The sequence below is a fragment of the Chryseobacterium lineare genome, assembly GCF_977014045.1.
Genome location: NZ_CDRNIQ010000001.1, coordinates 4058384 through 4083890, shown reverse-complemented (window position 1 = coordinate 4083890; position 25507 = coordinate 4058384). Strand labels below are relative to the sequence as shown.

Annotated in this window: 27 protein-coding genes; 7 read left to right on the top strand and 20 right to left on the bottom strand. The window is 35.3% G+C overall.

The features are described 5' to 3' along the window. Positions 1-66: 66 nt before the first annotated feature. The 7 genes from rimM to ACWNCI_RS18340 form a co-directional block, all read right to left on the bottom strand. On the bottom strand, positions 67-609 hold the full coding sequence (rimM, locus tag ACWNCI_RS18370) for a ribosome maturation factor RimM (RefSeq protein ID WP_449389387.1): 543 nt from the start codon (positions 607-609) through the stop codon (positions 67-69). Positions 610-620: 11 nt separating this feature from the next. Further along, complete coding sequence (locus ACWNCI_RS18365) at positions 621-1178, bottom strand: 30S ribosomal protein S16 (protein ID WP_449389386.1); 558 nt, start codon at positions 1176-1178, stop codon at positions 621-623. A gap of 102 nt (positions 1179-1280) precedes the next feature. Next, entirely contained in the window at positions 1281-2120 is an 840-nt protein-coding gene (locus ACWNCI_RS18360; protein ID WP_449389385.1) for a T9SS type A sorting domain-containing protein, read from the bottom strand. 187 nt (positions 2121-2307) lie between these two features. After that, positions 2308-2820: a nitroreductase family protein gene (locus tag ACWNCI_RS18355; protein ID WP_449389384.1), complete on the bottom strand. Its 513-nt coding sequence runs from the start codon at positions 2818-2820 to the stop codon at positions 2308-2310. A 27-nt stretch (positions 2821-2847) separates the two neighbouring features. Further along, a complete protein-coding gene (locus ACWNCI_RS18350) occupies positions 2848-3501 on the bottom strand; it encodes a DoxX family protein (protein WP_449389383.1) in 654 nt (217 codons plus the stop codon). Between the two features lie 97 nt (positions 3502-3598). After that, on the bottom strand, positions 3599-4048 hold the full coding sequence (locus ACWNCI_RS18345) for a hypothetical protein (protein WP_449389382.1): 450 nt from the start codon (positions 4046-4048) through the stop codon (positions 3599-3601). 121 nt (positions 4049-4169) lie between these two features. Further along, the gene (locus tag ACWNCI_RS18340; protein ID WP_346986401.1) at positions 4170-4703 is read right to left on the bottom strand and encodes an SRPBCC family protein; all 534 of its coding nucleotides are present in this window, start codon (positions 4701-4703) and stop codon (positions 4170-4172) included. Positions 4704-4919: 216 nt separating this feature from the next. Between ACWNCI_RS18340 and ACWNCI_RS18335 the strand changes: the two genes are divergently transcribed. Together ACWNCI_RS18335 and ACWNCI_RS18330 are read left to right on the top strand one after the other, a co-directional pair. Next, positions 4920-6956 carry a M3 family metallopeptidase gene (locus ACWNCI_RS18335; protein ID WP_449389381.1) on the top strand — a complete coding sequence of 679 codons (2037 nt, stop codon included), beginning with the start codon at positions 4920-4922 and terminating at the stop codon, positions 6954-6956. A gap of 190 nt (positions 6957-7146) precedes the next feature. Continuing rightward, on the top strand, positions 7147-7764 hold the full coding sequence (locus ACWNCI_RS18330) for a hypothetical protein (protein WP_449389380.1): 618 nt from the start codon (positions 7147-7149) through the stop codon (positions 7762-7764). Between the two features lie 20 nt (positions 7765-7784). Here ACWNCI_RS18330 and ACWNCI_RS18325 read toward each other — a convergent pair whose 3' ends face one another. The 3 genes from ACWNCI_RS18325 to panD all read right to left on the bottom strand — a co-directional run bounded on the left by ACWNCI_RS18325 (position 7785) and on the right by panD (position 9889). Continuing rightward, positions 7785-8360 carry a TerD family protein gene (locus tag ACWNCI_RS18325; RefSeq protein WP_346986404.1) on the bottom strand — a complete coding sequence of 192 codons (576 nt, stop codon included), beginning with the start codon at positions 8358-8360 and terminating at the stop codon, positions 7785-7787. A gap of 145 nt (positions 8361-8505) precedes the next feature. Continuing rightward, positions 8506-9534, bottom strand: coding sequence for a lysylphosphatidylglycerol synthase transmembrane domain-containing protein (locus tag ACWNCI_RS18320; RefSeq protein ID WP_346986405.1), 1029 nt, complete (start codon positions 9532-9534; stop codon positions 8506-8508). A 4-nt stretch (positions 9535-9538) separates the two neighbouring features. Continuing rightward, positions 9539-9889 (bottom strand): aspartate 1-decarboxylase, encoded by a 351-nt coding sequence (panD, locus tag ACWNCI_RS18315; RefSeq protein WP_072954497.1) that lies wholly within the window; start codon positions 9887-9889, stop codon positions 9539-9541. 400 nt (positions 9890-10289) lie between these two features. On the opposite strand from panD, the gene ACWNCI_RS18310 reads away from it, so the two are divergent. Next, positions 10290-10580, top strand: a complete 291-nt coding sequence (locus ACWNCI_RS18310; RefSeq protein ID WP_346986406.1) for an HU family DNA-binding protein — start codon at positions 10290-10292, stop codon at positions 10578-10580. Between the two features lie 103 nt (positions 10581-10683). Here the strand turns inward: ACWNCI_RS18310 and pdxH are convergent, their stop codons facing one another. Continuing rightward, complete coding sequence (gene pdxH, locus ACWNCI_RS18305; RefSeq protein ID WP_346986407.1) at positions 10684-11328, bottom strand: pyridoxamine 5'-phosphate oxidase; 645 nt, start codon at positions 11326-11328, stop codon at positions 10684-10686. Positions 11329-11352: 24 nt separating this feature from the next. On the opposite strand from pdxH, the gene ACWNCI_RS18300 reads away from it, so the two are divergent. Together ACWNCI_RS18300 and ACWNCI_RS18295 are read left to right on the top strand one after the other, a co-directional pair. Beyond that, on the top strand, positions 11353-11901 hold the full coding sequence (locus ACWNCI_RS18300) for a YqgE/AlgH family protein (RefSeq protein WP_449389379.1): 549 nt from the start codon (positions 11353-11355) through the stop codon (positions 11899-11901). A gap of 104 nt (positions 11902-12005) precedes the next feature. Then, complete coding sequence (locus ACWNCI_RS18295; RefSeq protein WP_449389378.1) at positions 12006-12590, top strand: N-acetylmuramoyl-L-alanine amidase family protein; 585 nt, start codon at positions 12006-12008, stop codon at positions 12588-12590. Between the two features lie 73 nt (positions 12591-12663). On the opposite strand, the gene ACWNCI_RS18290 is transcribed toward ACWNCI_RS18295, so the two are convergent. From ACWNCI_RS18290 to ACWNCI_RS18250, 9 genes are all read right to left on the bottom strand, one after another. Next, positions 12664-13479, bottom strand: a complete 816-nt coding sequence (locus tag ACWNCI_RS18290; protein ID WP_449389511.1) for an aminotransferase class IV — start codon at positions 13477-13479, stop codon at positions 12664-12666. A 69-nt stretch (positions 13480-13548) separates the two neighbouring features. Continuing rightward, on the bottom strand, positions 13549-13935 hold the full coding sequence (locus tag ACWNCI_RS18285) for an START-like domain-containing protein (RefSeq protein WP_029294636.1): 387 nt from the start codon (positions 13933-13935) through the stop codon (positions 13549-13551). Positions 13936-14203: 268 nt separating this feature from the next. Beyond that, positions 14204-15379, bottom strand: coding sequence for an aspartate aminotransferase family protein (locus ACWNCI_RS18280; RefSeq protein ID WP_449389377.1), 1176 nt, complete (start codon positions 15377-15379; stop codon positions 14204-14206). Positions 15380-15804: 425 nt separating this feature from the next. Beyond that, entirely contained in the window at positions 15805-17538 is a 1734-nt protein-coding gene (locus ACWNCI_RS18275; RefSeq protein ID WP_449389376.1) for an OstA-like protein, read from the bottom strand. 19 nt (positions 17539-17557) lie between these two features. Next, the gene (locus ACWNCI_RS18270; RefSeq protein WP_042720826.1) at positions 17558-18031 is read right to left on the bottom strand and encodes a Fur family transcriptional regulator; all 474 of its coding nucleotides are present in this window, start codon (positions 18029-18031) and stop codon (positions 17558-17560) included. A 67-nt stretch (positions 18032-18098) separates the two neighbouring features. After that, a complete protein-coding gene (locus ACWNCI_RS18265) occupies positions 18099-20093 on the bottom strand; it encodes a KUP/HAK/KT family potassium transporter (RefSeq protein ID WP_449389375.1) in 1995 nt (664 codons plus the stop codon). A 123-nt stretch (positions 20094-20216) separates the two neighbouring features. Further along, positions 20217-21197 carry a pyruvate dehydrogenase complex E1 component subunit beta gene (locus tag ACWNCI_RS18260; protein ID WP_449389374.1) on the bottom strand — a complete coding sequence of 327 codons (981 nt, stop codon included), beginning with the start codon at positions 21195-21197 and terminating at the stop codon, positions 20217-20219. 109 nt (positions 21198-21306) lie between these two features. Beyond that, a complete protein-coding gene (locus ACWNCI_RS18255) occupies positions 21307-21723 on the bottom strand; it encodes a DUF2147 domain-containing protein (RefSeq protein WP_449389373.1) in 417 nt (138 codons plus the stop codon). Positions 21724-21872: 149 nt separating this feature from the next. Next, the gene (locus ACWNCI_RS18250; RefSeq protein WP_449389372.1) at positions 21873-23804 is read right to left on the bottom strand and encodes an LTA synthase family protein; all 1932 of its coding nucleotides are present in this window, start codon (positions 23802-23804) and stop codon (positions 21873-21875) included. Between the two features lie 159 nt (positions 23805-23963). Between ACWNCI_RS18250 and ACWNCI_RS18245 the strand changes: the two genes are divergently transcribed. Both ACWNCI_RS18245 and ACWNCI_RS18240 read left to right on the top strand, forming a co-directional pair. Continuing rightward, on the top strand, positions 23964-24683 hold the full coding sequence (locus ACWNCI_RS18245; RefSeq protein WP_449389371.1) for a CDP-alcohol phosphatidyltransferase family protein: 720 nt from the start codon (positions 23964-23966) through the stop codon (positions 24681-24683). A gap of 57 nt (positions 24684-24740) precedes the next feature. Then, positions 24741-25505, top strand: coding sequence for a 3'-5' exonuclease (locus tag ACWNCI_RS18240; protein WP_346986416.1), 765 nt, complete (start codon positions 24741-24743; stop codon positions 25503-25505). Positions 25506-25507: the final 2 nt, after the last annotated feature.

The following is a 25507-nucleotide window of genomic DNA, read 5'->3' as shown; positions in this document are numbered from 1 at the left end:
GAGTAATAAAAATTGTCAATAAAGTGAATAGTCAATGGAAAATTGATGATCACAAAAGTAAATTAATTATTCGTCTTTCTTAGAAGGAACCAGAAAAACATCAATAAGACCTTCAGGAAGCTGCATTTTAATCGTTCTTTCTTCACGATCCACTTCAAGAATCCAGTCTTTGATCATAGGGATTACCACTTCTTTTCCATCAAGATTAGTAATGAAATACACCTGAGCCGTCTGATCATTTACCGATCTGATTACGCCACAATTGTTATCATTTTCATCAAAAATTTCAAATCCTATGATTTCGTGGTAATAGAATTGCTTACCTGAAAGTTTTGGCAATGTAGACAGCGGTAAATAAACATTTTTACCTAAAGACTGATCCACAAGGGCTTCCGTAGAATTTTTAAATAAAATATTGAGAGCATCAGTTTTGCTCCTGGCTGTTTTAGCAATAAAAAAAGGAACCAATAATCCGTTGATTTCAACGAATATTGATTCCAGTTTATTGTAAAGCTCGGGTTGATCGGTATCCAATTTAAGGATAACGTTTCCCGCAAGTCCGTGTCTGCGTGTGATTTTTCCTAATAAATAGCAATCTTCTTTACGCATACGGAGATTTTTTAAGCTTCAGTGTTTTCTTCTGTAGATTCAGCAGCAGCTTCTCCTTCAGCAGCAGTTTCTTCAGCAGGTGCGTTTGCAGCTTCTTCAGCGGCCTTCGCATCCGCTTCAGCTTGTGCTACAGCAGTGATTCTAGCTTCGTTTACTTTAGCTTCAGCTTCTAATGCAGCTTTCTTAGCATCAGCCTGAGCTTTAGATAAACCTTCTACTTTACCTTGTACTTTAGATTCTTTAGCTTCTACCCAAGCATTGAATCTTTTTTCAGCTTCAGCTTCATCAAAAGCACCTTTAGCAACACCACCTTGTAGGTGTTTTTTGTAAAGAGCACCTTTATACGAAAGAATAGCTCTTGCCGTATCAGTTGGCTGAGCACCGTTGTTTAACCACTTTACAGCAGAATCAACGTTCAAATCGATCGTTGCAGGGTTAGTAATTGGGTTGTAAGTTCCTAATTTCTCGATGAATTTACCATCTCTTCTAGCTCTGGAATCTGCAACCACGATGTGGAAAAAAGGTCTTCCTTTTGATCCGTGTCTTTGTAATCTGATTTTTACTGACATAATGTTTGAATTTTACGGGAACTCGTCCCAGTTAAATATTTTAAGAGTGCAAAGATACATAAAATTTTAAAATCCAATACACGTGTGCAGATAATTTTAAGATTATTTTTTTATTACCTTATATAATGATGGTTTTTTATTTTCATAATATATCTTTAGATAATAAACTCCGGCATTCCAATCCCTGCAATCTATTTTATCGGATAAATCTTTGCCTGAAATTGATTTAATTCTTTTCCCCGAAGCATCTGTTACCAAAACTTCTTTCCTATTATTTTTGCTGTCAATGGTAAGAAAATCCGTAACAGGATTGGGATGTATAGTAAGATTTTCAGCAGGATCCGACAGATCCTGAGTCCCTAGTAGAGTATTGTACTCAATAACATAATACAATGTGTTATTCTGATAGATATCGTTCCATTCCCCAGCTGTTCCAAAAGGCCAATCAGTAAGAGCAAGCCCTAAAATATGCTGAAAAGAATTGTAGTTGTCCGGCTCATCTCCCCAGTTGTTGTAGAGCCCTCCAACCGGATTTCCCGTATAGTCGCCCTGCCAAAACTGCGATCCTGCCGCATCATTATTACCATCCCATATCCACGTTCCTTCTACGGTTATATCATTACCTCCCAACCACACATAGGAAGCTCCTCCTCCATCCGGTGCCATAGTATTACTGTTGACAATCCCGGCATTCTGTACTCCTGAAAAGACAGCATCTTGCTCGTTCTGGTCATTAATTTCAGCGAGAAATCCTCCTTTTTCAACGGCACAAGCCGCAGCATCAATCCAATTTTTGTTCTCTTTAACGACCTGATACGTTTTTCCGTTATAGTTAAAAGAATATATATTTGCCGGATTTGCACACTGTCCTTTGAAAGAAATGTTGAAAACATTAACAAGAATAACGGTTACAGTTTTAAGAATTAGTAATTTTTTTTTCATAAAATTTGTTTTTAATTATTTGAAATTACATAATTATTTTCAACTGCCAAAAAAAACGAATCTGCCTCACAATGAAGCAGATTTGATATTTTTCTTTAAATTAAAATTGATAAAAAATATTATCAATCAAAATTAAAAATTTGCTTTATTTTTTAATCAAAATCAATTATTATAGATATTTATTTTTTTATTCTAAATTCCCCATATAAAACAATCCCAAACATTTTTGATTTTCTTCAATCGTAAGAGATTCTTTCAGGTGATCGACGATTTTTGGAGAACTCCAGTAACAACCGATTCCGTTGGCTGTACAAGTAAGGTACATATTCTGAACGGCCATTGAAACGGCAGCAATTTCTTCCCATTCCGGAACCATCCCGCTAAAATTGACAACAATCGAAACTACAGTATCTGCTTTATTGATTTTAAAACCAATGTCATTATATTTCTTTTCGAGAAAAAGATGTCCGGGCTGAGCAGCTTTGTAGATAGCCTGCATTTCTGAAGCTAATTTTGCTTTTTCATTTCCTCTGAATACTTTAAAACGCCATGGTTTTGTACGTTTATGATTGGGAGCAAATGCCGACGAATTTAAAATTTCATCAAGGATTTCCTGAGAAATTTCTTTATCTGTATAATCTTTAGGAAAGATACTTCTTCTTTGCTCTATGATTTCTTTTAAAATTTCTGCTTTATTCATTCAACAAAATTACAATTTGTAATCCGATTATTCTTTGTCTGCCTTTTTAATATTTAGAATCAATTTTCTGTTTTTATAAGCTTTATAATTACTGATGATAAATGTGAAGAAAATAATAATGCCCAACAGCACAGAACCCCACTTTGCATATAAACTGTCGTTTACTGGCCCAAGCAGAAATATGGCTATGAAACAGAAAGCATATATCATTCCGGCAACAATCCATGAGCGTTCGGGATCTGGATATCCCTTGACAATACATGATATATTATAGCTAAAAATCGGTGATAGTTTGTGCTTATCCCAAATCAGCATGATGATAACCGCAATCATCATAAGACTTGTAATAACCCATGTCCCCGTGAATGAAAGACTAATGGTTATCATCCAGATATTGCTCAAAATCGCCAGAAAAATCAGGTTTCCAAGTACGGCAAATCGCTGGGTCATTAATAGGATTCCTGCAACAACCTGAGCAAGACCTAAAAAGTTCCAGTAAAAACCTGACTGGTACAAGGCTTCAAAAAAATACCCGATCGGTTCTGCAGTGGAGACTTCTGTAAACCTTTCTCCTGCAATTTTTACAAGTCCTGAAGGGAAAAAAGCAAATCCTACCAGATAGCGGAGATTAATAATAATCCATTGATTGAATCTGTTTGTTCTTAGTTTTTCGAATTTCATAATAATAGTTAATGTAATATAATATGTATTGCAAGGTACTAAATAAAAATAAAACTTCAAATAAATTTGAAGCTAAATTTTGGGGGTTATTATAAAATCAAAGTACTTCTATAATTTTCTGATGAATCTTATTCAAAGTAAATTCATCTCCGGGCTTCATACCCATCATCTTTTTCGCCATCGGGCTTTCCGCAGAAATGGCGTAGAATCTGTCACCTTCAAAAAAAAATTCTCCCAGAGAAACCGAAATATAAAATCTGGCTTTGTTGGTAATCACCAAAGAACCCAACTGAACCCTTTCCGTAGAATTATTCAGAACCTTAGCCATATTCCTTTTAAGATCATTCAAAGCTCCCAACTGACGTTGCATCTGGTAAATTTCCTCCTGCATTTCTTCCCGCATACTGTCATATTTCGGAGTCTTTTTTATATCGCGACTAGCCTCAAGGGTAAACTCGATAAAGTTTTTCAGTCTTTCAATTTTTTCGGCAATCACGGTTTTTACATAATCTCTTATGTTGTTTTTCTCAAATACTATCTTCTCCATACATCAGATCTTTTTACATAAAGATAATATTTTTTAAATAATTCTATTTTTTGTCTGCAAAAAATTATAAAAAGTTTAAGAATTTAATTCTTTGCAAAAATCCATGTATTGAAGCTCCATCTTATTTTTCAACCAAATTTTTCAGGTTGCTAAGACCTTCTTGATAAGATTTCCCCATCTGATAATCCATAAAAGGCCGCATTATTTTCATCATAGCATCCTGTTCGGTTTCCATAGTCCAGGTTACTTTGGTTGCATTACCTTCGGGAGTCAATATGATTTCAGAGATTGCCTGCCCTTCAAAAGGTTTTATAAAGATCATCTCTGTTTTCTGCTTTTTGTTGACAACCAATTCTTTGATTTCCTGGCAGCCCGCTCCGGCTTCGTCATCTTTGCTGTCCCAACAATATTTATCCCCCACTTTACCCGAGTTTCCGCCATAGATAATTTTCATTCCCGGGTCTAGTTTCATCCATGGGTTCCATTGATTAAAAGCTTTCATAGAACTTATTTGCATCCATACTTTCTCAACGGGAGCATTCATCACCATTGATTTTTCGTAACGATACACTTTACCGAAAGCCACCATCGCAATCAGCGCATATACAACAATAAGAAGAAGAATTCCTCCGATAATTTTTAAAAATGTTTTCATAGTAAGGTATAATTTAAATACAATTCAACTTTTAAAATAAACTTGACAGTTCATGTCAAAATTAACCAATCTGAACTCATCTGAACTTCGCATATGACAAGATTAATAAAATTAAACAATTTTGTCATATCATTTTGCACGGGCACTATTTTTGAGCATAGCATTCAGGAAATCACGATGATTTGCTACATTTACAATAATTAAAAGAAATTAAAAATGAATATTTTAACAGAAAAATTTACTACACCATATCATTCCGCACCATTTAGTTCTATCAAAAATGAAGATTTCCTTCCTGCCTTTAAAGAATTAATTCAAAAATCTGAAGAAGAAATCAATACGATTGTCAACAATCCGGAAGCGCCCACATTTGAAAATGTAATTGAAGCACTCGCTTACTCCGGTGAACAGCTGGATGTGGTTTCCAATATTTTTTTCAATTTAAATTCTGCAGAAACACATGATGAATTACAACAAATCGCTCAGGAAGTTTCACCGATTTTAACGGAATATTCATCAAAAATCTCTCAAAACGAAGCTTTATTTAAAAGAATTAAAACGGTTTACGACGAACAGGATCAATACAATCTGAACGACGAACAGCAAATGCTTTTGAATGAAACCTACAAAGGTTTTGTGAGAAGTGGAGCTTTATTAAATGAAGAAGACAAAGAAAAGCTGAAGAAAATAAGTATGGATTTATCTCTGAAATCTCTTCAGTTCGGGCAAAATGTACTGGCTTCAACGAACAATTATTTTAAGCACATCACAAAAAAAGAAGATCTGGCAGGAATTCCTGATGCCATTCTCGAACAATATGCTGAAGAAGCAAAAGAAAGAAATCTTGACGGTTGGGTGGTGACTTTGCAGTATCCAAGTTATATTCCGTTCATGACCTATGCAGAAAACCGTGAACTGAGGAAGGAAATTGCATTAGCAAACGGTAAAAAATCTTTTGACGGTGGAGAATTTGACAATCAGAATCTCATTAAAGAACTTCTTAGTTTAAAACAGCAAAAAGCAGAACTATTAGGTTATAAAAACTATGCAGACTATGTACTGGAAGAAAGAATGGCAAAATCCCCGGCTAAAGTTCTTGACTTTCTAAACGAACTTTTAACTAAAGCCAAACCTTTTGCCGATAAAGAGATCGAAGAGCTGAAATCTTTGGCAAAGGCTGACGGAATTGAAGAAATGCAGGCTTACGACCATACTTTCTATGCCGAAAAACTTCGTAAGGCAAAGTTTGATCTTAATGATGAAGAACTAAAACCTTATTTTCCGCTGGAACAGGTTCAGGATGCTGTTTTCGGATTAGCCAATAAACTTTTTGCATTGACTTTTGAGGAGAGAAATGACATTCCGAAATACCATGAAGATGTGAAAGTTTACGAAGTAAAAGAAACCAACAACCAAAAACCAGCAACCAGCTACAAAGCTCTGCTTTATGTAGATTATTTCCCGAGAAAAGGCAAAAGAGCCGGCGCATGGATGACGAGCTATAAAAATCAGTATCAGAAAGATGGTGAAAATTCCCGCCCGCATATTTCAATTGTTTGTAATTTCAGCAAACCTACGAAAGAGGCACCGAGTTTATTAACGTTCCAGGAAGTCACAACACTGTTCCATGAGTTCGGTCACGCCCTTCATGGAATGCTGGCTAATACACAATATCCCAGCCTTTCCGGAACTTCTGTAAAATGGGATTTTGTGGAATTGCCGTCGCAGTTTCTTGAAAATTTCTGCTACGAACCTGAATTCCTGAAAACTTTTGCCAAACATTATAAAACAGGAGAAATTTTACCTGATGAAAAAATTGAAAAGATCGCACAGTCAAAAAATTTCATGGAAGGCTACCAAACCCTGAGACAAATTGGTTTTGGGTTACTGGACATGAATTATCATACTAAAGTCGGAGAGCTGACCGGCAAAACAGTGAAAGAATTTGAAGACGAGTACACAAAAGCAACCCAGCTTTACCCCGCAAACCCTGAAACAGCGATGAGTCCAAGCTTTTCACATATTTTCCAAGGTGGATATTCTGCAGGATATTATTCTTACAAGTGGGCGGAAGTTCTGGATGCCGACGCGTTTCAGTATTTTAAAGAAAACGGAATTTTCAATCCTGAAATTGCCGCAAAATACAAAATTCTTCTTTCTTCCGGCGGCACAAAAGATCCGATGGAATTATATAAAAACTTCAGAGGTAGTGAACCGAAAGTGGAAAGCCTGTTGAAGAGAGCGTTTGGGTAATTTAATTAGAATAATGATATCGGAAATATATCCAAGGAAAAATCAAATTATACTATTATTTAATTTGGATAGTTTCCGATATCAAACTCAAATTATGTAATACCGTTAAAAGTCATTATCATTAGTGATTTAGTTCATTTAATTTTTATTACCTTTAGTAAAACCAAAAAACAAAGGGTTGCATAATATTATGGCAGAGAAGCTTTATTTCATAAAAACCAATCCTGTTACCGCAAAGATTAATTTATATAATAAACTTTGCAGCGAAGAAAATCAGGTAATTGAATTCCTGAAAGAAGATAAAAAAACAAGTCTGGAAATTATTAAGAAAAAAACTCAGGAAAACATTGAAAGTCTTTCAAAAGAAGAATTAATCTGTATTTTCGACTGGTTTGAAAAAACATATGGCGCAGATACTGAAAAAATGAAAACTGAACTTTTTGTTCATGGAATTGATATATTTTATGATATTTCAAATTCTTTATGCATTAAGAATTTCTCACACATTCTTTCAGGATATGAAGATTATTTACAGACTAAGCTTTCATTTATCGTCAACTCAGAAAGTTTCAATCATTTCTTGATTTATGGAATATTTTTTACCGGAATGGCAAATTCTGAAGAAAAATATCTTTTCAACTTTTTAAAGCAGGATCATAACATTCTTTATTCGTTAGCGGAAAAGGGCTATGATGAGAAAAGATATGGTATAACTTTACAGCCTGAAATGTATCAGTATTTTTCAGATCTTTATGATGCTACAAAATTTTACAGAGGCTCCGTTATTGAACTTGATTACAATTATTAAAACCAGATTTGGCTTTAAGATTATTTAATGATTTGTCCTTTGTAATATTTCTCAAGAAAAAAGCTAAGATCAGCCCTGTAGCCAATTCCTGAAGCTTCAAACCTCCAGCTTCCGCTTCTTTTATACAGCCTTCCGAATTCTACTCCTGTCTCGATAGAAAAATCTTCATCAAGCTCATATTTTGCAATTTCCTGATTGGTTATCGTATCGACAATTCTGATATAGGAATTTCTCACCTGGCCGAAATTCTGCTTACGTCTTTCGAAATCTTCAATGGTTACTACAAAAAGGATCTCTTCCACATCCGGATTTACTTTTTCAAGATCAACAATAATGGCTTCATCATCGTCGCCATCACTGCTTTTACCATTGGGGTCGTCGCCTGTATGGGTAAGTGCTCCATCAGGAGAATTAAGGTTATTGTAAAAAACGAAATATTCTTCACTTACCAGCTTCCTGTTGCGGTCGATCATGATTGCTGAAGCATCAAGGTCAAAATCATATCCCGTTCCTTCATTCGGATCCCAGCCAAGGCCGATGGTCATTTTTGTGAATCCGAGTTCAATTCTTTGCCCTTTCTGTAAGTTGATTGCCATATTATATTGAGTATTTACGTTTGCTCATCTAAGGTATGGCTGTTTTAAGAATTTTCCAAATATTTCCATTATAAAAATATCTGATTCAGCCCTTACCAAAACAAAAAATCCGATCAAATAGACCGGATTATATTTTATCAGAAAATCATTCGTGAAATTCATATTTTTCGACCACCTTATTTCTTGCCCTGGCCAGCATCGGAATTGATATAAGCCCCATACTAAGCATAATCATAATCTGTAAAGGTAATGAGATAAATGAATAGGTTAATCCTATTTCGCCACCCACTTCACCACTTTTACCCATTGAAATAAATAAGGCCATAAAACCATATTTCATTGCCAGATTAAAAGCTCCGATCCCTCCACTGGCGGGAATAATCATTCCCAAAGTCCCAACAACAAGAATTAAAAAACCGTCATCAAAAGTAAAATCTGAGGTTTCGGGCAATGCAAAGCATACCAGATACGCTGCAAAATAATAAGACACCCAGATTCCTATTGTGTAAAGAATGAATTTTCCTTTTTGTTTTAATTTAAATATGGAAGTCAATCCTTCAAAAACACCATCAATAAATCTGATAATTTTATCTAAAACAGGAACGTTGGCTAATTTCTTTTTAAATACAAAAAACAAAACCGTCCCAAGAATCAGGATTCCAAGAATAATTAAAATTTTATTGGGATTAAATTGTATTCCGGAATTTCTATAAAAAGAATAAATTGCTTCACCTTTAAATACTAAAGTCAGCCCCAGAAATGCAACCATACAAACCAGATCCACCACTCTTTCCAAAATTATGGTTCCGAAGGATTGATCTACAGGTACTTTTTCCACACCGTATAAAGCTGTCGCCCTTGCCACCTCACCGCTTCTCGGTATCGTAAGGTTCATTAAATATCCGAAAGAAATCGACCACAGTGAATTGGAATTTGAAATGCTATGTCCCATAGGTTCCAGCATCAGATTCCAGCGTATTGCCCTGAACCAATATGCCGCAATTCCGAAACAGGCTGCAAATAGAACCCACCAGTAATTTGCCCTTGATAAAGATTTTTGAATAACCTTAAAGTCTAAACCTTTCAGAGCAAACCATAAAAAAAAGCCTGCAAAACCAAGCGAAATTACTATTGTAAGGACTGACTTTAAAGGACTTTTTGTTTTTTTCTCCATCAGATTACGTCAAAAGATTCGTTTTTTCATCCGGGAAAACAATTTTCGGCTGAAAATCCTGAGCCTCCTCGGGAGTCATTTGCGCATAAGCAATGATGATAATGATGTCGTCCTTCTGTACTTTTCTAGCCGCAGGGCCATTCAGGCAAACTTCTCCTGATTTTCTTTTACCTTTGATCACGTAGGTGTCAAAACGTTCACCATTGTTGACATTCACGATATATACTCTTTCTCCTACGACAAGGCCCGCAGCCTCTATAAGATCTTCATCAATTGTAATACTTCCGATATAATTAAGGTCAGAAGCCGTAACTCTCACCCTGTGAATCTTAGACTTAAAAACTTCTATTAACATACTGCAAATTTATTAATAAAAATCAATAAAACGATTTTTTAAAATGATTTTAAAACTATCAGAGAGACAGTAATTTAATTTCTTTAAATATAATTTTTCAAGTTTTTATTTGTAGAATTAACAACATATCGTGAAAACTTTTATTACTTTACCTAAAATTCAGGATTTAACAAATACATAAAATAATACCCTGATTTTCATAAAGTCAATGTACATAAGCATTTGGCATGATTTTAGTAACGTGTAACGTACATTTTACGTTAAAACTGAAATTATCATATTTTAACTAATTTCATCAAAAAACGAAAAAATTATTTATTTATTTAGAAAAAAATTGCACATATAGAAAATAGTATTATATTTGCTATTATTACGAACTAACTTTAATATTAAAAAAATTATGAACAAGTCTGAATTAATCGACGCAATCGCAAAAGATGCTGGCATCACTAAAGTTGCAGCTAAAGCTGCTTTAGAATCATTCATCAATAATGTAATGACTACTTTGAAGAAAAAAGACGGAAAAGTTTCTTTAGTAGGATTCGGTACTTTCTCAGTAGCTGAGAGAGCAGCAAGACAAGGTATTAACCCTGCAACTAAAAAACCAATCAAGATTGCTGCTAAAAAAGTTGCTAAATTCAAAGCTGGAGCTGATCTTTCAAATGCAGTTTCCGGAGTTAAGAAAAAATAATCCATTCAGATTAAAAAAAAATTAACCTCATCATGTGATGAGGTTTTTTTGGGAGCTTCGGGCAGCTCATCTATCAATTATATATTTTCGGAGACAGATTGAACTATGGAGCAAGCCGTGAGATTTTCCAGTCAATACCGTCAACCAGTTGATAAATGATTCTGTCATGCAAACGGTTTGGCCTTCCCTGCCAGAATTCTATTTCGTAAGGTTTTGCGATGTATCCTCCCCAGTTTTCAGGACGGGGAACTTCTTCGTTTTCATATTGCTTTTCGAGATCCTTCAACTTGCCTTCCAAGAATTCTCTGTCGGGAATTTCCTGGCTTTGTGGCGAAACTACAGCTCCAAGCTGACTTCCCTTCGGCCGGGAATGGAAATATCCGTCGCTAAGATTTCCCGCAACACGTTCAAGATTTGCCTTAATAATGATCTGCCTTTCCAGGCTGGGCCAAAAAAAATGAAGGCAGGCCTTGTGTGTCTTTTCTATAGCTTTCCCTTTTCTGCTGTCGTAATTGGTATAAAAAATAAATCCTTCATATGTATAAGCCTTAAGTAGAACCATTCTGGTACGCGGGCAGCCATCATCTTCCATCGTAGAAACAGCCATTGCATTAGCCTCTGAAATAGCCGGATTTTCGCCTGCATCTAAAAACCAGTCACGAAATTGTTCAATAGGATTTTGTTTTATCTCACTTTCAATAAGTTGGGATCTCTCGTACACTTTTCTCTTATCGTGCAGGTTTTCCATAATTTTTTTTTATTAAATTTGAGTATGAATTACTCCTACAAAGGTAAAATATTAATCTCCACACCTGACATTTCCGGTGATATTTTTTCCCGATCGGTAGTATTGGTTATAGAACATAACGAACAGGGTGCTTTTGGCTTAATTTTAAATAAAAAAAACGGCCAGATGAGTGATAAATTCAAAGATTTTTTTGAATTTAAAATTGAAGTATATGACGGTGGTCCTGTGGAAAATGACAAAGTTTTCTTTATTGTAAAAGGAAAAATAGTAACGGAAACGTATGTCGAAATCACGCCAGATTTTTACCTTACAGAAGACATTGAGAAAATCATTAGCGCCGTTCTGAATAATGAACTAAATATCAATGATGTAAAAATATTTTCAGGCTATTCCGGATGGACATCGATGCAACTTGACGGAGAAATTCAGAGAAAAGTATGGACCGTGGTAGATGTTTACAATCTGGATTACACATTACCTAATGACCAGACGCTTTGGAAATCAATCATGCAGAATCTTGGCGGCGAATATTTACTTTGGGCCAACTCACCTGAAGACATCTCTTTAAATTAAAATTATTCAGAAAAAAAGCGTTATTTTTAACATTTCTTTAGGATAACGTTAACCAATTTTAATTAAACAATTTCCGTTATTTGTTAAACCAAAATTCAACGGACATGAAAGGAATACGACTACTTACTATATCAGTTTTTTCTACAGCTTTTTTGTCCTTTACTCCTGTAAATAAAAAATTAATCATCATTGATGCCGGTCATGGCGGAAATGATATGGGAGCCAACAGAAATGGTATTTATGAAAAAGATATCGTTCTGAACATCGGAAAAGAAATCCAAAAATTCAATACTTCTCAGGATCAATACGAGGTTATCTTAACAAGGGAAGATGACACTTATAGTCAGTTGTCAGACAGAACAGCTTTGATCAACAAACTGAATCCTGAAATGGTGATCTCTCTTCATGTTAACAGCAGTGCCGACCCTAAATCCACACAGCATGGGCAGGAAATTTACACTCAGAATACTGAGGCTTCAAAAAATTTAGCCGAAAGAATTTCAAGAAAATTCAATGTGCAGAAAATTGAAGAAAAAAACCTTCATATCCTGCGAGAATCTAAAGTTCCGGCAATTCTTATGGAACTCGGATTCATCAATAATGCAAATGATCTGGAATATCTGACCAGTGAAAATGGTCAAAAGGAAATTGCTCAAAAATTCATCGAAGTATTCAACGAAAATCAATAAAATACAATTTTCTGATCTATTCAGAATAAAACCCGGTAAAGGACTTTAACTGTTGTTTACCGGGTTTGTCAATTTAGAAACTTCCTCTCCAGCTTTTCACCAATTCTAAAAACCTGGTATTCGTAAAAGTTTTATTTCTTATTTTACCCACCGAGAAAATTCCTTTTTCATCGGAGATTAAAAGAATTTCATCAGCTTTCTGAGATTCAAACGCAATGATTTCATTTTCCTGAATATCAGCAAGGTTGTTTTTATGTAAAAAAGTAACAAAATTTTCCATTAAAGGCGAGATATACGCCCCTTCAGTCTGTTTCGGGATCTTGATAACATCACCTTCCAGAAATAAAAGATTACCTGACGAAGCGCGTGCAATTCTCTTATCAGGATTTAAGAAAATGACATCATCAAGATCATTTTCCTGCGCATAGATTTCTCCATAGATATTTTCCGGGCTGTGAACATGGATATTGCTCAAAAGATTATTATTAACGTTAATTTCTTTGATTAAATCAATTTCCAAAGGTCTTTCATGGACAGTCAGAATATCAGACATCTCCAGTATTTCATAATAATAAGAAACAGAAGACTTCGACAAGGTGATTCCGTTTGTATTTCTGAAAACCAGAAAACTGATAATTCCGTTTTTAATGTCCTGCCCTTCAATAATATCACGTACGAAAAGTGACTGGAAAAACTCCAAAGTGTACGACAAAGGAATATTCATCCTCATTTTTCTCATGGAAGCCATCAGAAAAAAATAACATTCTTCATCCATGATCAGTTTTCCATTTCTTATAAAGAATGAAACTTTCACCGCATCGCCTGAAAGAAACGCTCTGTTCTTCACATTTAACTCTTCTGATGTATAATATTGATTTTCCAATTTAATCTGATTTATTTATAAAAAAATAATGAACGATAAATCGTTCATCAGTTTTATCTGCAGTACTGCCTACGTTTAAGCGGCACCTAATTTTATTCTAAGGTTTTCGATAAGATTTTCCCAATACATAGCATTTTCCTCTTCATCTCCTTCTTCGCAGAAGTCTGTAATATTCAGAGCCAGATCTTCGGTAATATCGTCGATTGTAATAGTCATTTCAAAGAAATGTTTCGTTCCTTCATCCTCTTCCCATCTGAAACGCACGAAACCTTCAGGCTTATATCTAATTAAAGTCGCCTTCTCGGCAGGACCACCTCCCCAGCTAAAAAAGAAATCATCACCTTTTTCAGTAACATCATCCGCAAACCATTCAGACAATCCTTCTGCAGTTGCCAGATATTCGTACAATATCTCTGATAAGCAATGCATTGGAAATTCGTAATGGACTTTATGTTTCGCCATATATCTTTGTTTTAATCGTCCCGCAATATATAAATTAATTTTTTTATTACACAAAAATGTCTTTACTTTTTTACACAATCTTCATGATATTTGTCAGAGATTTTTAAATAATTTTTTAGATCGATTTAACATTAAAATAAGAGAATCTTAATGGCTTTTACTTTAATCAATTACTGGAAATATTTTCATGAAGCATAAATGCTTCATTACGAAGCAATATAAAAAGACACCGAAGATTTTGATGTCTTTTTATAAAGGTGTCACATCCTTAATTTTCATTTAAAACATCCAGAATAATCTGACAGCCCTCTATAATTTCTTCTTTTGAAATCGTCAGCGGTGGTGATATTCTGAGATATTCATTTCTGTAAAGCTGCCAAAAAACAATCAGACCTTTATCCATACATTTTTTTGCAACATTTAGGGTGTATTCCGGAGATCCAAGATTTACCGCCAGCATTAAGCCTTTTCCGTTGATGTTTTTAATTTTAGGATGAACCAGGAGGTCTCTATATAATTGTTCCTTTTCTTCAACTTCATTCATCAAACCGCTTTCCAGAACTTCTTTCAGGGTTGCATGACTGGAAGCCGCAATAAGAGGATTTCCGCCGAAAGTCGTGATATGCCCCAGTTTCGGAGAGTGCGCCAGCGATTCCATGATTTCTTTTGAACTCATAAAAGCTCCCACAGGAACTCCACCGCCCATTCCTTTTCCCATTACCAGAATGTCCGGGACAATTCCAAAATGCTCGAAGGAAAATAATTTTCCCGTTCTTCCGAATCCCGGTTGGATCTCGTCAAGAATTAATAAGGCACCAACTTCTTCACATCTTTTTTTCAGATTAATTAAATACTCATGGTCAGGAACCAGAAAGCCGGCCGCGCCCTGAATAGTTTCCATAATTACACAAGCCGTTTTCTCGGTAATTTTAGCAAAATCTTTTTCATTATTGAACTCAATGAAATTTACCATTGGTAAAAGCGGACGAAATTCTCTCTTATGAGTTTCATTGCCCGAAACACTTAGTGCACCGTGAGTATTTCCGTGATAAGAATTTTTAAAGGAAACAATCTCCTCTCTTCCTGTATATCTTTTGGCAAGTTTCAAACTTCCGTCGATCGCCTCTGCACCACTGTTTACCAGATAGGTAACTTCTAACGGATCCGGAGTTGCTTCTGCCAGCAACTTACATAAAGCCACCGGCTTTTCCTGCGCATATTCGCCATAAACCATTACATGAAGGTATTTTTCAGCCTGCTGTTTAATGGCATTTACTACTTTCGGATTCGAATGCCCCAACGTATTTGCAGAAACACCGGCTACAAAATCCAGATATTTTTTTCCGTCGGTACCATAAATATAACTTCCTTCTGCTTTTTCCACTTCAAACCCAGCCGCAAATTTTGTAGTTTGTGCCTGATAGCTAAAAAAATCTTTTTGCATTTGCATACTATTGAAAAATTTCAGCAAAGCTAAAAAACATTCATCAAACATCGAAATTAAACCGATAGAATAAAAAAATCGCTTACAGCAAACCTGTAAGCGACACCACCAAATCACAAAATATTAATATAGCTTAATTAATTCCTAATTCAAATATATGTAAAAAAACAATCCAAATATACAATTAGTAAAAAAAAATCACATTTGATAATGATAATTAAATCAATCAATTGATTAACAATATATAAAATCATTAAAACCCAATTGATTTAATGATTTCACATTTTAGAGAAGTTTTAAAAAATTAAGAAAAAAAATTGAATTTCAAATAGAAAAAAAATTAAAACATTGACCTACAGTATTTTAATAAAAAAAAAACTCACTATTGTTATAATAGTGAGTACATATTTTGATAAAGAATAAGTCTATCTCTTGACGCGTTTTGGCTTTTTAGCTTCCTCCTTAGCCTTCTCATCTTCAATCACTTTCTGTGCCGAATCGTAAAGACCGGTATCAGATTCGTACTTTACTTCCGGATAATTCGGACTGTCTACCAAAATGTCCTGCCATTTTAAAATCCGGTCTTTAGTATTCCAATTAAAATCCGGGAATTTTCGCCTTGCAGGCTCAATCATACTCATCGGATACGTATCTGAAGCAGCACCGATATTGCATTCTATAATGTATAGCGCCTTCTCTTCAAAGATTGCATCAATAATTCCACATGTGCTGAGGGTGATTCCAATCCTTTCTTTTTGTTTGGTATCTTTATTTTCATCATCAGAATAACTGATCGCTTGTGCATTTCCAATGACTTTTGCCTCTCTGATATTGTTATCTGCACCATAATATACCGACATCAGCTTTCCTTTCACCTGATTGAATTCATCTTTCATATTCAATGAATCTACTTTACTGATGGCAAATGCATTTCCGATCACCTTTAAAGAATCGATATTTTCTTTTTCAGTATTAAAATAGGCTTCTACTTTATCACCGGTCACTTGTTTTCCGTTACTCCATAAAATGGGTTCTCTGTACATATGCAATACACCGTCCGTTTCATTGAAAGCTATAGAATCGGCTCTTCCCTGCGCATTAGATTTGTAGAATCTCCCTTTCCTGAATGCTCTCAGGAAACTTTTTTTAACCATTGCATTCGCAGAATCCGGCTTCTGAAATGAGAGTATCTTTTCCGCAGCAAAGTACATTGAATCTTTTTCCAGCGCTTTTACTGCATAAGGATTCTTCGTCATCATTGCAGAATCTTTCTTTTCATAAATCTCTCCGTATCCGCCTTTGATCCATCTTCTTTCATTCGGATCATCCAATGTTACATTTCCGGTCGCTTTTCCGAAACCGGTGATCTGGTTGTAATACATTTCGTCACCGGTAAGGATTTTATCATTATAATACACTCTGGAATTCTTATACAAGAAAGCCTCTTTTGTGTTTGTATTGTAATTTCCTTTATCTGTGACAATGCGGTTTTTAGGATTTTTTTTATTCGTTATGGTCGTCGGGCCATTGATGTCTACAATGTTTGTATTCTGATTCTGAACAACGTTCTCACCTTCAAGAGTATATTGTGCATCTTCTATTTTTACCCTGCCTGAAAGATCGATGGTTCGTGTCGTAAGAAAATAGGTTGCCGATTTCGAATACGTCGTACTTTTACCGTCGTTGATTGTCCCTCCAGTATTGTAATACGCCTGATTGGAAACTCTGTCGTAGTACATCGTCTCAGTTTTAATCACAGTTCCTTTGGGATCCGTAAGTATCACATTTTTTCTGGCAATTCCTCTTTGAGTATTACCGTCATATTCCATTTCATCGGCAGTGATTACTGAGCCATCCGCATTCTGAAGCTTTACATTACCGATTGCCTTTACAAAATTCTGTCCTTCATAAACAATCACGAGATCAGCATTAAGTAAAGAACCCTGATGTTCAAACTGAACATTTCCAGTAAAATAATTGTTGCCGTCATACTTTGCCGGATCCTTACGTAATTCATCAGAATGGATATGCTTCACTTTTTCTGCTGGCGGAGCATTTTTCTGAGGAACAGTTTTGGGCGTAAAATACGGGTCCTTTTGCAAAGGTTTCGGATTATCCTGTGCAAAGATAAATGAAGAAATACAAATGAAAAGGCCCATAATAAGCCTCAGCGATAAGTTAGTCATTCTTCGTACCATAAAAATAAAGCGAATGAGAATCGATTTTTACCCCAAATGCTTCTTCAATAGCCTCTTTAATTCCCTGAATTCTCGGATCGCAAAATTCTATAATCTCCTCAATTTCCTTATCGGAATTTTTTTTATAGATCACAAGATGATCATGTTGTTTGTCAAAATAAGATTTTTCATAGGAAGAAGATGTGAGCGTTTTTTCACCAAACTGGTGTTTACGGATCAATCCTGCATCAAGAAAAATCTCAATGGTATTGTAAATTGTTGCTTTGGAAACATGATATTTTTTCTGCAGCATCAAAAGATACAGATCATCCACATTAAAGTGATGATCCATACTGTAAATCTCTTCTAATATTGTATATCGTTCGGGAGTGTTCCGGAAACCTTTTTCAAGCAAATAGTTTCTTAAAACATCTTTAATAAGTGCAATATTTTTTTCTTTTTGTATTGTATCCATCAAAAAAATTATCTACAAATTTATTGATTTTTATTTAAATAAATATTGTACCACAATGTTAAAGAATTTAACTATTATGACGCTTATACTCACATTGCTCTATCCTGGATTTGCCCACACAATCTTCTGTCATAGGGGCTGATTCTACCACTACATTGTGTGAAGTAATTCCCCAGGCTTTGAAATCGTCGCTTCCGATGTACTTAACGAAATTGTAAATATTCATGATAATTTTCTCTTTTACCGTGAGAAGTATATCATTGATATAGGTATTATCTATAATCACATATTTTAAATCTGGAGGAATGTTATGAGCTCTCAACGATGGATGGCTGCTTCTCGAAGGAATTGTTCCGTCTGCCATCATATCCCTTAAGACCATATCAAAATAATCATTAATCCTCCTATCAATTTTAAAACCAAGCATAAAATTAATCTTATAGATCGTCCCGGGAAGCACCTCATCAACAGCATATTTGAAAGTGTATGGATCTTCCTGATTGGTAATGCTTAGGATAAAATAATGATCCGCTCTTTTCGGCTGTTTTTTTATGATAGAATAAATAATCTTTGATTCTATTTCATCATTTCTTTTAGCTCTGCTGAGATAAGCGAGATTGGTAGCATATTTTGGTATTGTTTCATCAAGCTTCATATCTTTAATGATGGGAATATAATTTTCCAGCTTAATGAATTTAATAAATTTCGTTTTAATGGATCTTCCATTATACCAGGCATACATACAAACTCCTATGGAACCTGCTAAAACTACCGTGATCCAGCCTCCTTCCAAGAATTTTATGATATTAGCACTGAAAAATCCTAATTCGATCGCCATATACACTAAGCCAAATACAAGAATTAAAACTTTATTTACCCTGCGCTTCAATAGCCAATAGACAAGAAGAATCGTTGTCATCAGCATGGTTACAGTAATTGATAGTCCGTATGCCGCCTCCATTTTTCCTGATTCTTTAAAGTGAAGAACCACTATAATACAGAATAGCAAAAGCCCCCAGTTGATTCTAGGAATGTACATCTGCCCTTTAACACCGGATGGATAATCAATTTTCTGGTTAGGCCACAAATTCAGAGACATCGCTTCTGAGAAAATAGTAAATGAACCTGTGATCAAAGCCTGGCTTGCAATAATTGCTGCTGCTGTAGCCAAAATAACTCCCGGAATAACCATCCATTCTTCCATAATTCCGAAAAAAGGATTAACAGCTGAAAAACCAGGTTTATTATAATTCGTTAAAAGCCACGCTCCCTGACCAAGATAGTTTAAGATCAGCATGATTTTTACAAATCCCCAGCTTACTCTGATATTTTTTGCCCCGCAGTGTCCCAAATCTGAATAAAGCGCTTCAGCACCTGTTGTACACAGGAATACAGCTCCCAGGATAATGATGGCACTTGGCGAATGTGCAATAAGCTTATAGGCATAATACGGATTGAATGATCTCAGGATCTCCATATTTTCGCTTAAATGAGATAATCCCAAACCACCTAATACCAAAAACCAGATCACCATAACCGGTCCGAAGAACTTTCCAATAAAGCTTGTTCCGAACTGTTGAACCACGAAAATGACAATTAAAATGGCTATTGTAATAGGAACTACCGGCGTGTGAGGATTGTAGATTTCAAGACCTTCAATAGCCGACATTACCGTCAGTGACGGAGTGATAACACCATCTGCAATAAGAGCTGCCGCTCCGACGATGGCAATAAGATACAGCCAGCCTTTTTTAAGATTTTTCACCAATGAAAACAGGGCAAGAATTCCTCCTTCCCCTTTATTATCTGCCCTAAGAGCAATAATAACATATTTTACGGTTGTCTGAAGAGTAAGCGTCCAGATAATACATGAAAGAGCTCCTTCAATATACTCGTTAAAGGGCATCGTACTTCCGCCTTCTCTGGCATTCACGATTGCTTTCATAACGTAAAGCGGTGAAGTCCCGATATCCCCGAAAACAATACCCAGAGAAACTAAAACTCCAATGAAAGAAAGCTTCTTAATGTCAAAATGTTGACCGCCTTCTGTAACTTCTGCCATATCAGCTAATTTTATTTTAAACGCGCAAATTTAAGTCAAAATTACAACCCTAAGAATTATTCTTCATGAATATAATAAATGAAAAAACTTCCTTTCGGAAGTTTTTCTCTATAATTATGTTAATTATTTCACGTACATCGCTTTTTTGATTTCCTCTTTTACTTTTTCAAGTTTTGGGAACCATTCTGCAAATAAAGCCGCGGAGTAAGGAGCAGGGGCATCAGGAGTTGTAATTCTCTTGATAGGAGCATCCAAATAATCAAAGGCTTTCTGTTGCACCATGTAAGTAATTTCAGAAGCGACAGAACCAAATGGCCACGCCTCTTCCAGAACAACCAATCTGTTTGTTTTCTTAACAGAAGCTAAAACCGTATCGTAATCCAAAGGACGCACTGTTCTAAGATCGATTACTTCTACAGAGATTCCTTCTTTTGCAAGATCTTCTGCTGCCTGAATAGCCAGTTTCATGATTTTTCCGAAAGAAACCAAGGTAACATCGCTTCCTTCTCTCTTGATATCAGCCTTTCCGATCGGCAAGTAGTATTCTTCTTCAGGAATTTCCATTTTGTCACCATACATCTGCTCAGATTCCATGAAAATTACCGGATCATTATCCTGGATAGCTGTTTTTAACAATCCTTTTGCATCGTAAGGATTACAAGGTACAACCACTTTCAATCCCGGACAGTTGGCATACCAGCTCTCAAAAGCCTGAGAGTGAGTGGCACCCAATTGACCTGCAGAAGCCGTAGGACCACGGAAAACGATAGGACAATTCCACTGACCTCCACTCATCTGACGGATCTTTGCAGCATTATTAATAATCTGATCGATTCCCACCAAAGAGAAATTGAAGGTCATAAACTCTACGATAGGTCTGTTACCATTCATTGCAGCTCCCACAGAGATTCCTGCGAAACCAAGCTCAGCGATTGGTGTATCGATTATTCTTTTAGGACCAAATTCATCCAGCATTCCTTTTGAAGCTTTGTATGCACCATTGTATTCTGCTACTTCCTCCCCCATCAAATAAATGGATTCGTCTTTACGCATTTCCTCGCTCATTGCCTGTGCAATTACCTCACGAAAAGTATATTCTGCCATATCTTTTTGAAAAATTTAGAGTACAAAAATAGTGTTTTTTTATTATTCACATAGCAAAAACGACATCTCATTTATTGAAATGCCGTTTATTAATTTTATTTAATGGTAATTAATTAACTTTATGCCATACTTGGGTCCTTCCTATGAGAGAAAATCCTAAGTAACCTCTTACATTAAGTTTGTCTCCATCTCTTTTAATGGTACACTTATATGTTTTTCCATCTTTAGGATCTGTAATTGTACCGCCGGTAAATTCATCTCCATCTTTTTTCAGACCTCTGATGATTTCCATCCCCAGAATCGGCTTATTTTTTCTGTCGTCCTTACAATCTACACAATTAGGATTTGCAGGTTTTATCAAAAGCTGGGAAACTTTTCCATAATACTGATCTCCTTTTTTATAGATTTCTACAATAGACTTTGCCTGCTTGGTCTTATCATCTATCGTTTTCCATTTTCCTTCGATCTGAGCAAATGAAAAGATTCCCATGAAAGAAAGAATAAATGTTAATAATAATTTTCTCATATTTTTATAGTTTTAATTGTAATAAAATAATTTGGTTGTCTATATATTGCTAAAAATAGAAATTAATTTCCAAATAACAAAAATATTTATTATCCGGAACATACATTAAGATAGATGTGCTTTAATTCAAATAGTTAAATTGAAATATTTCAATTTAATTTCCTATTGATCACCCTGTTCATATAATCCTGGTACCAAGCTTTAGCAATCTTCTCCCCATTTTCTGCTTCAGGATTATTTTTCATGTTATCTTTAAGATTTTTTTCCAGTCCAAGATCGGATTTATCAAAAATACCTATCACTTCTTTACCATCGAAACGGTAAATATAATTTCCGATGATAAACTGCTCCACAGCACCGTCTGAATTAGCGATAATCGGATCATATTGTTTTTCGCTCACGAGGCTTCTTCCCCAGCTTCTTATTTTTTTATTATAACCAATCAGATCAGCTAATGTAGGATAAATATCAATCTGTTGAGCAAACTCATTGTTCACCCCTTTTAACTGATATTCAGGATTTGGAGAATAAAATATTAAAGGAACAGCAAAACGGTTCATAATTTTTTCATATTCAGAATAATACACTTCATTGGTATGATCTCCCGTGAAAACAAAAATCGTATTGTTGTACCAAGGCTGTTTTTTAGCCGTTTCAAAATACTTTTTAATGGAGTAATCGGTGTACTGAATCGGCTCGTGCATCGGGTTCTTACCTTTTTTAAACTTACCATTGTATTTTTCAGGAATTTTGAACGGATGATGCGAAGAAGCGGTAAAAACAGTTGCCATGAACGGCTGCTTTTTACCTACATTTTTAGCAAAATACTGTAAAAACGGTTCATCCCAAATCGCCCACATTCCATCAAAATCGTTTTCGTTATTGTATTCCGTTTTACCAAAATAATGTTTAAAGCCCAAAATATTACCAAAGCCCAAAAATCCCATCGAACCATTTGGTGCACCGTGATAAAACGAGGTATCATAGCCCATTTCGTTACATACCGAAACGATTGACTGGATTTTCTGGTTAGAATACGGCGAACTCGTAAAAGCATCAGTCAAGCTTGGAATTCCCGCCAGAACAGAACTCATCCCGTGAATCGACTGTCGTCCATTCGCAAAAGTATTCGGAAAAATAAGACTTTGTCCTGCGAGACTATCCATAAAAGGCGTATAAGACACATAATCTTTGATATTTTTATCTTTATTAAAAGCTCCGGAATATTCTCTGCTGAAAGATTCCACAATAAAAATGACAATATTAGGTTTTTCCGTCACCTTTCTTTCATATAGTTTATAAGGATGAATATTATCTTCGATAAATTTTTCATCAACAAAATGAACTTCTTTAAAATTATTAGTATTTAAAGTTCGGAAAAAGGAAAATGTACTGTTCAGCACCATATTTCCCTGGGCAGGCAGTTTTACAAAACGGTTCGCGTCCACCAGATTGATTGGTCTTGTGCTGTGTTTGAAATCGCCACGAATTCCCCCAACCGTCAAAACGGCTGTTACACAAAGCACTACCACAGACCATATAAAATACGGAACAAGCTTTACAGGCTTCTTTTCTGTTATTTTTACTTTTTTATACAGGAAAACCCATAATCCCATTAACACTACGAACCAAATGAGAACAAAAGGATTCTGAACGATTGAAGATGTAAAAACCTTGAAAATATTATTCTCGTGCTGTGCAACCTGAAGCGCAGCGGAAGTCAGCCTCATTTGGGAAAACTTGAAATAAACCATATCTCCAAAGTTCATGGCATATGCAATTCCATTGGTGATAAAGTACAGCCAGAAAAGAAATTTCTGATATCCTTTTTTCGTATTAATGATTATTGGAATAATGCTTAACAGGATAAAAAGCGCGTTAACATATAAAATTGCTGTGGTATCGAAAGCAGTTCCGTGAAATGACAGACTGAAATAATCTGATACAGAATCTACTTTTATTAATCCGCGGTTGAAATACCAGAATAAAAACCGGGCAATCTGATAGAAAAAATAGGCTAAAAAGATCCTGTACAAAAGCACCAGAACCTCCTGTTTTCTAAATTCTTTAAACAATTTCATGGCGCAAATTTACCAAAATAATGTAACAGTTAAACAATGTAGCAATGTAATAGTGTACCAGTGGAATAATGGAACAGTGCAACGATTCGGAAAATGAAGCAATAATTGATACACTGTTAAATTGATACATTGTTATATTAATTTATTAATTTTGTGACTATGAATTTTATTAAAAATAATCTTGCCAACGCCATTACATTAGGCAACCTTTTTTCGGGATGTGTAGGTGCGATTCATCTTATTTTAGGTGATTACCAGACGACCGCCATCTGCCTGATTTTTTCTCTGATCCTGGATTTTTTTGACGGATTTGTGGCAAGAGCCTTAAAATCAAATTCCAATCTTGGTGTTCAGCTGGATTCTTTGGCAGATATGGTGAGTTTCGGGCTTGTTCCGGGCTTGACGATGTTTAAAATTCTTGAGCCGTCCGGAAATGATCTTTCAGGAATCACTTTACCTTTTGAGATTAAATATTTCGGATTACTGATTACGCTTTTCTCCTGTTTAAGACTGGCTATTTTCAATCTCGATGAAGAACAGAAATATTATTTTAAAGGGTTGAACACTCCCAGCAATACAATACTAATTTTTGGATTATATTACGCTTTTAAACATGAAGAAATCTTTGTTTCTTTATTAAACAACAGCATGATAATGATTATTTTAACTGTACTTTCATCATGGCTTCTGATATCACCGATAAAAATGATTGCAATGAAATTCAAATCGATGAAGCTGCATGATAATTATCCAAAAATCGCATTATTACTTGGCGCTGTCATTATTTTAATTATTTTTAAAACAGTCGGAATTCCTTTAGTAATCATTTATTATATCCTAATTTCTCTTATCTTTCAAAAACAATTGAAACAGGATTGATTCTATCGTGATTCCATTTTCAAATTAACACATTCTCAAATTTTCAAATTATAAAAAATGAACTTAAAATTACATAAACCGCTCTGTATATTTGATTTAGAAACCACAGGAACCAACATCGGGAAAGATAGGATTGTTGAAATCTGTATTTTAAAAGTGAATCCTGATGCTTCGAGAGAAAGCAAAACATGGAAAGTAAACCCTGAAATGCCAATCCCGAAAGAGAGCAGTGAGATCCATGGAATTTATGATGAAGATGTGAAAGATGCCCCTACGTTTAGAGAAATTGCTCCGAAAATCATGGAAATGCTTGCCGGAAGTGACTTGGGAGGCTTTAATTCCAACCGTTTTGATGTGCCGTTGCTGGCAGAAGAATTATTGAGAGTGGAAATCGATTTTGATTTAAGTAAATTCAGATTGGTAGATGCACAGACGATCTTCCATAAAAAAGAACCAAGAAATCTGAGTGCCGCCTACCAGTTTTATTGCGGAAAAACATTAGAAAATGCCCATTCTGCGGAAGCTGATGTGATGGCAACTTTTGAAGTATTGGATGCACAGGTGGGTAAATATGACGATATCCCGAATGAAATCGGACCGCTAAGTGAGTTTACTTTCCACAATAAACACGCAGATCTTGCCGGATTTATCGGGTATAACGAAAAACTGGAGGAAGTATTCAACTTCGGAAAATATAAAGGACAGTGTGTAAAGGTCGTTTTCAAGAAAGATCTTGGCTATTTCGGGTGGCTTCAGAATGCGGAATTCCCTTTGTACACCAAGAAAGTCTTTACGAAAATCCAGTTATCAAGCAGATTTTAATC

Excerpts from the sequence above, each read along its gene's own strand:
- ACWNCI_RS18295 (WP_449389378.1), top strand. The coding sequence starts at position 12,006 with ATGAAAGGAATACGACTACTTACTATATCAGTTTTTTCTACAGCTTTT.
- ACWNCI_RS18260 (WP_449389374.1), bottom strand. The coding sequence starts at position 21,197 with ATGGCAGAATATACTTTTCGTGAGGTAATTGCACAGGCAATGAGCGAG.
- ACWNCI_RS18330 (WP_449389380.1), top strand. The coding sequence starts at position 7,147 with ATGGCAGAGAAGCTTTATTTCATAAAAACCAATCCTGTTACCGCAAAG.
- ACWNCI_RS18365 (WP_449389386.1), bottom strand. The coding sequence starts at position 1,178 with ATGTCAGTAAAAATCAGATTACAAAGACACGGATCAAAAGGAAGACCT.
- pdxH (WP_346986407.1), bottom strand. The coding sequence starts at position 11,328 with ATGGAAAACCTGCACGATAAGAGAAAAGTGTACGAGAGATCCCAACTT.
- ACWNCI_RS18310 (WP_346986406.1), top strand. The coding sequence starts at position 10,290 with ATGAACAAGTCTGAATTAATCGACGCAATCGCAAAAGATGCTGGCATC.
- ACWNCI_RS18360 (WP_449389385.1), bottom strand. The coding sequence starts at position 2,120 with ATGAAAAAAAAATTACTAATTCTTAAAACTGTAACCGTTATTCTTGTT.
- ACWNCI_RS18340 (WP_346986401.1), bottom strand. The coding sequence starts at position 4,703 with ATGAAAACATTTTTAAAAATTATCGGAGGAATTCTTCTTCTTATTGTT.
- rimM (WP_449389387.1), bottom strand. The coding sequence starts at position 609 with ATGCGTAAAGAAGATTGCTATTTATTAGGAAAAATCACACGCAGACAC.
- ACWNCI_RS18320 (WP_346986405.1), bottom strand. The coding sequence starts at position 9,534 with ATGGAGAAAAAAACAAAAAGTCCTTTAAAGTCAGTCCTTACAATAGTA.
- panD (WP_072954497.1), bottom strand. The coding sequence starts at position 9,889 with ATGTTAATAGAAGTTTTTAAGTCTAAGATTCACAGGGTGAGAGTTACG.
- ACWNCI_RS18285 (WP_029294636.1), bottom strand. The coding sequence starts at position 13,935 with ATGGCGAAACATAAAGTCCATTACGAATTTCCAATGCATTGCTTATCA.
- ACWNCI_RS18255 (WP_449389373.1), bottom strand. The coding sequence starts at position 21,723 with ATGAGAAAATTATTATTAACATTTATTCTTTCTTTCATGGGAATCTTT.
- ACWNCI_RS18325 (WP_346986404.1), bottom strand. The coding sequence starts at position 8,360 with ATGGCAATCAACTTACAGAAAGGGCAAAGAATTGAACTCGGATTCACA.
- ACWNCI_RS18240 (WP_346986416.1), top strand. The coding sequence starts at position 24,741 with ATGAACTTAAAATTACATAAACCGCTCTGTATATTTGATTTAGAAACC.
- ACWNCI_RS18355 (WP_449389384.1), bottom strand. The coding sequence starts at position 2,820 with ATGAATAAAGCAGAAATTTTAAAAGAAATCATAGAGCAAAGAAGAAGT.
- ACWNCI_RS18275 (WP_449389376.1), bottom strand. The coding sequence starts at position 17,538 with ATGGGCCTTTTCATTTGTATTTCTTCATTTATCTTTGCACAGGATAAT.
- ACWNCI_RS18245 (WP_449389371.1), top strand. The coding sequence starts at position 23,964 with ATGAATTTTATTAAAAATAATCTTGCCAACGCCATTACATTAGGCAAC.
- ACWNCI_RS18280 (WP_449389377.1), bottom strand. The coding sequence starts at position 15,379 with ATGCAAAAAGATTTTTTTAGCTATCAGGCACAAACTACAAAATTTGCG.
- ACWNCI_RS18250 (WP_449389372.1), bottom strand. The coding sequence starts at position 23,804 with ATGAAATTGTTTAAAGAATTTAGAAAACAGGAGGTTCTGGTGCTTTTG.
- ACWNCI_RS18335 (WP_449389381.1), top strand. The coding sequence starts at position 4,920 with ATGAATATTTTAACAGAAAAATTTACTACACCATATCATTCCGCACCA.
- ACWNCI_RS18270 (WP_042720826.1), bottom strand. The coding sequence starts at position 18,031 with ATGGATACAATACAAAAAGAAAAAAATATTGCACTTATTAAAGATGTT.
- ACWNCI_RS18300 (WP_449389379.1), top strand. The coding sequence starts at position 11,353 with ATGAATTACTCCTACAAAGGTAAAATATTAATCTCCACACCTGACATT.
- ACWNCI_RS18265 (WP_449389375.1), bottom strand. The coding sequence starts at position 20,093 with ATGGCAGAAGTTACAGAAGGCGGTCAACATTTTGACATTAAGAAGCTT.
- ACWNCI_RS18345 (WP_449389382.1), bottom strand. The coding sequence starts at position 4,048 with ATGGAGAAGATAGTATTTGAGAAAAACAACATAAGAGATTATGTAAAA.
- ACWNCI_RS18350 (WP_449389383.1), bottom strand. The coding sequence starts at position 3,501 with ATGAAATTCGAAAAACTAAGAACAAACAGATTCAATCAATGGATTATT.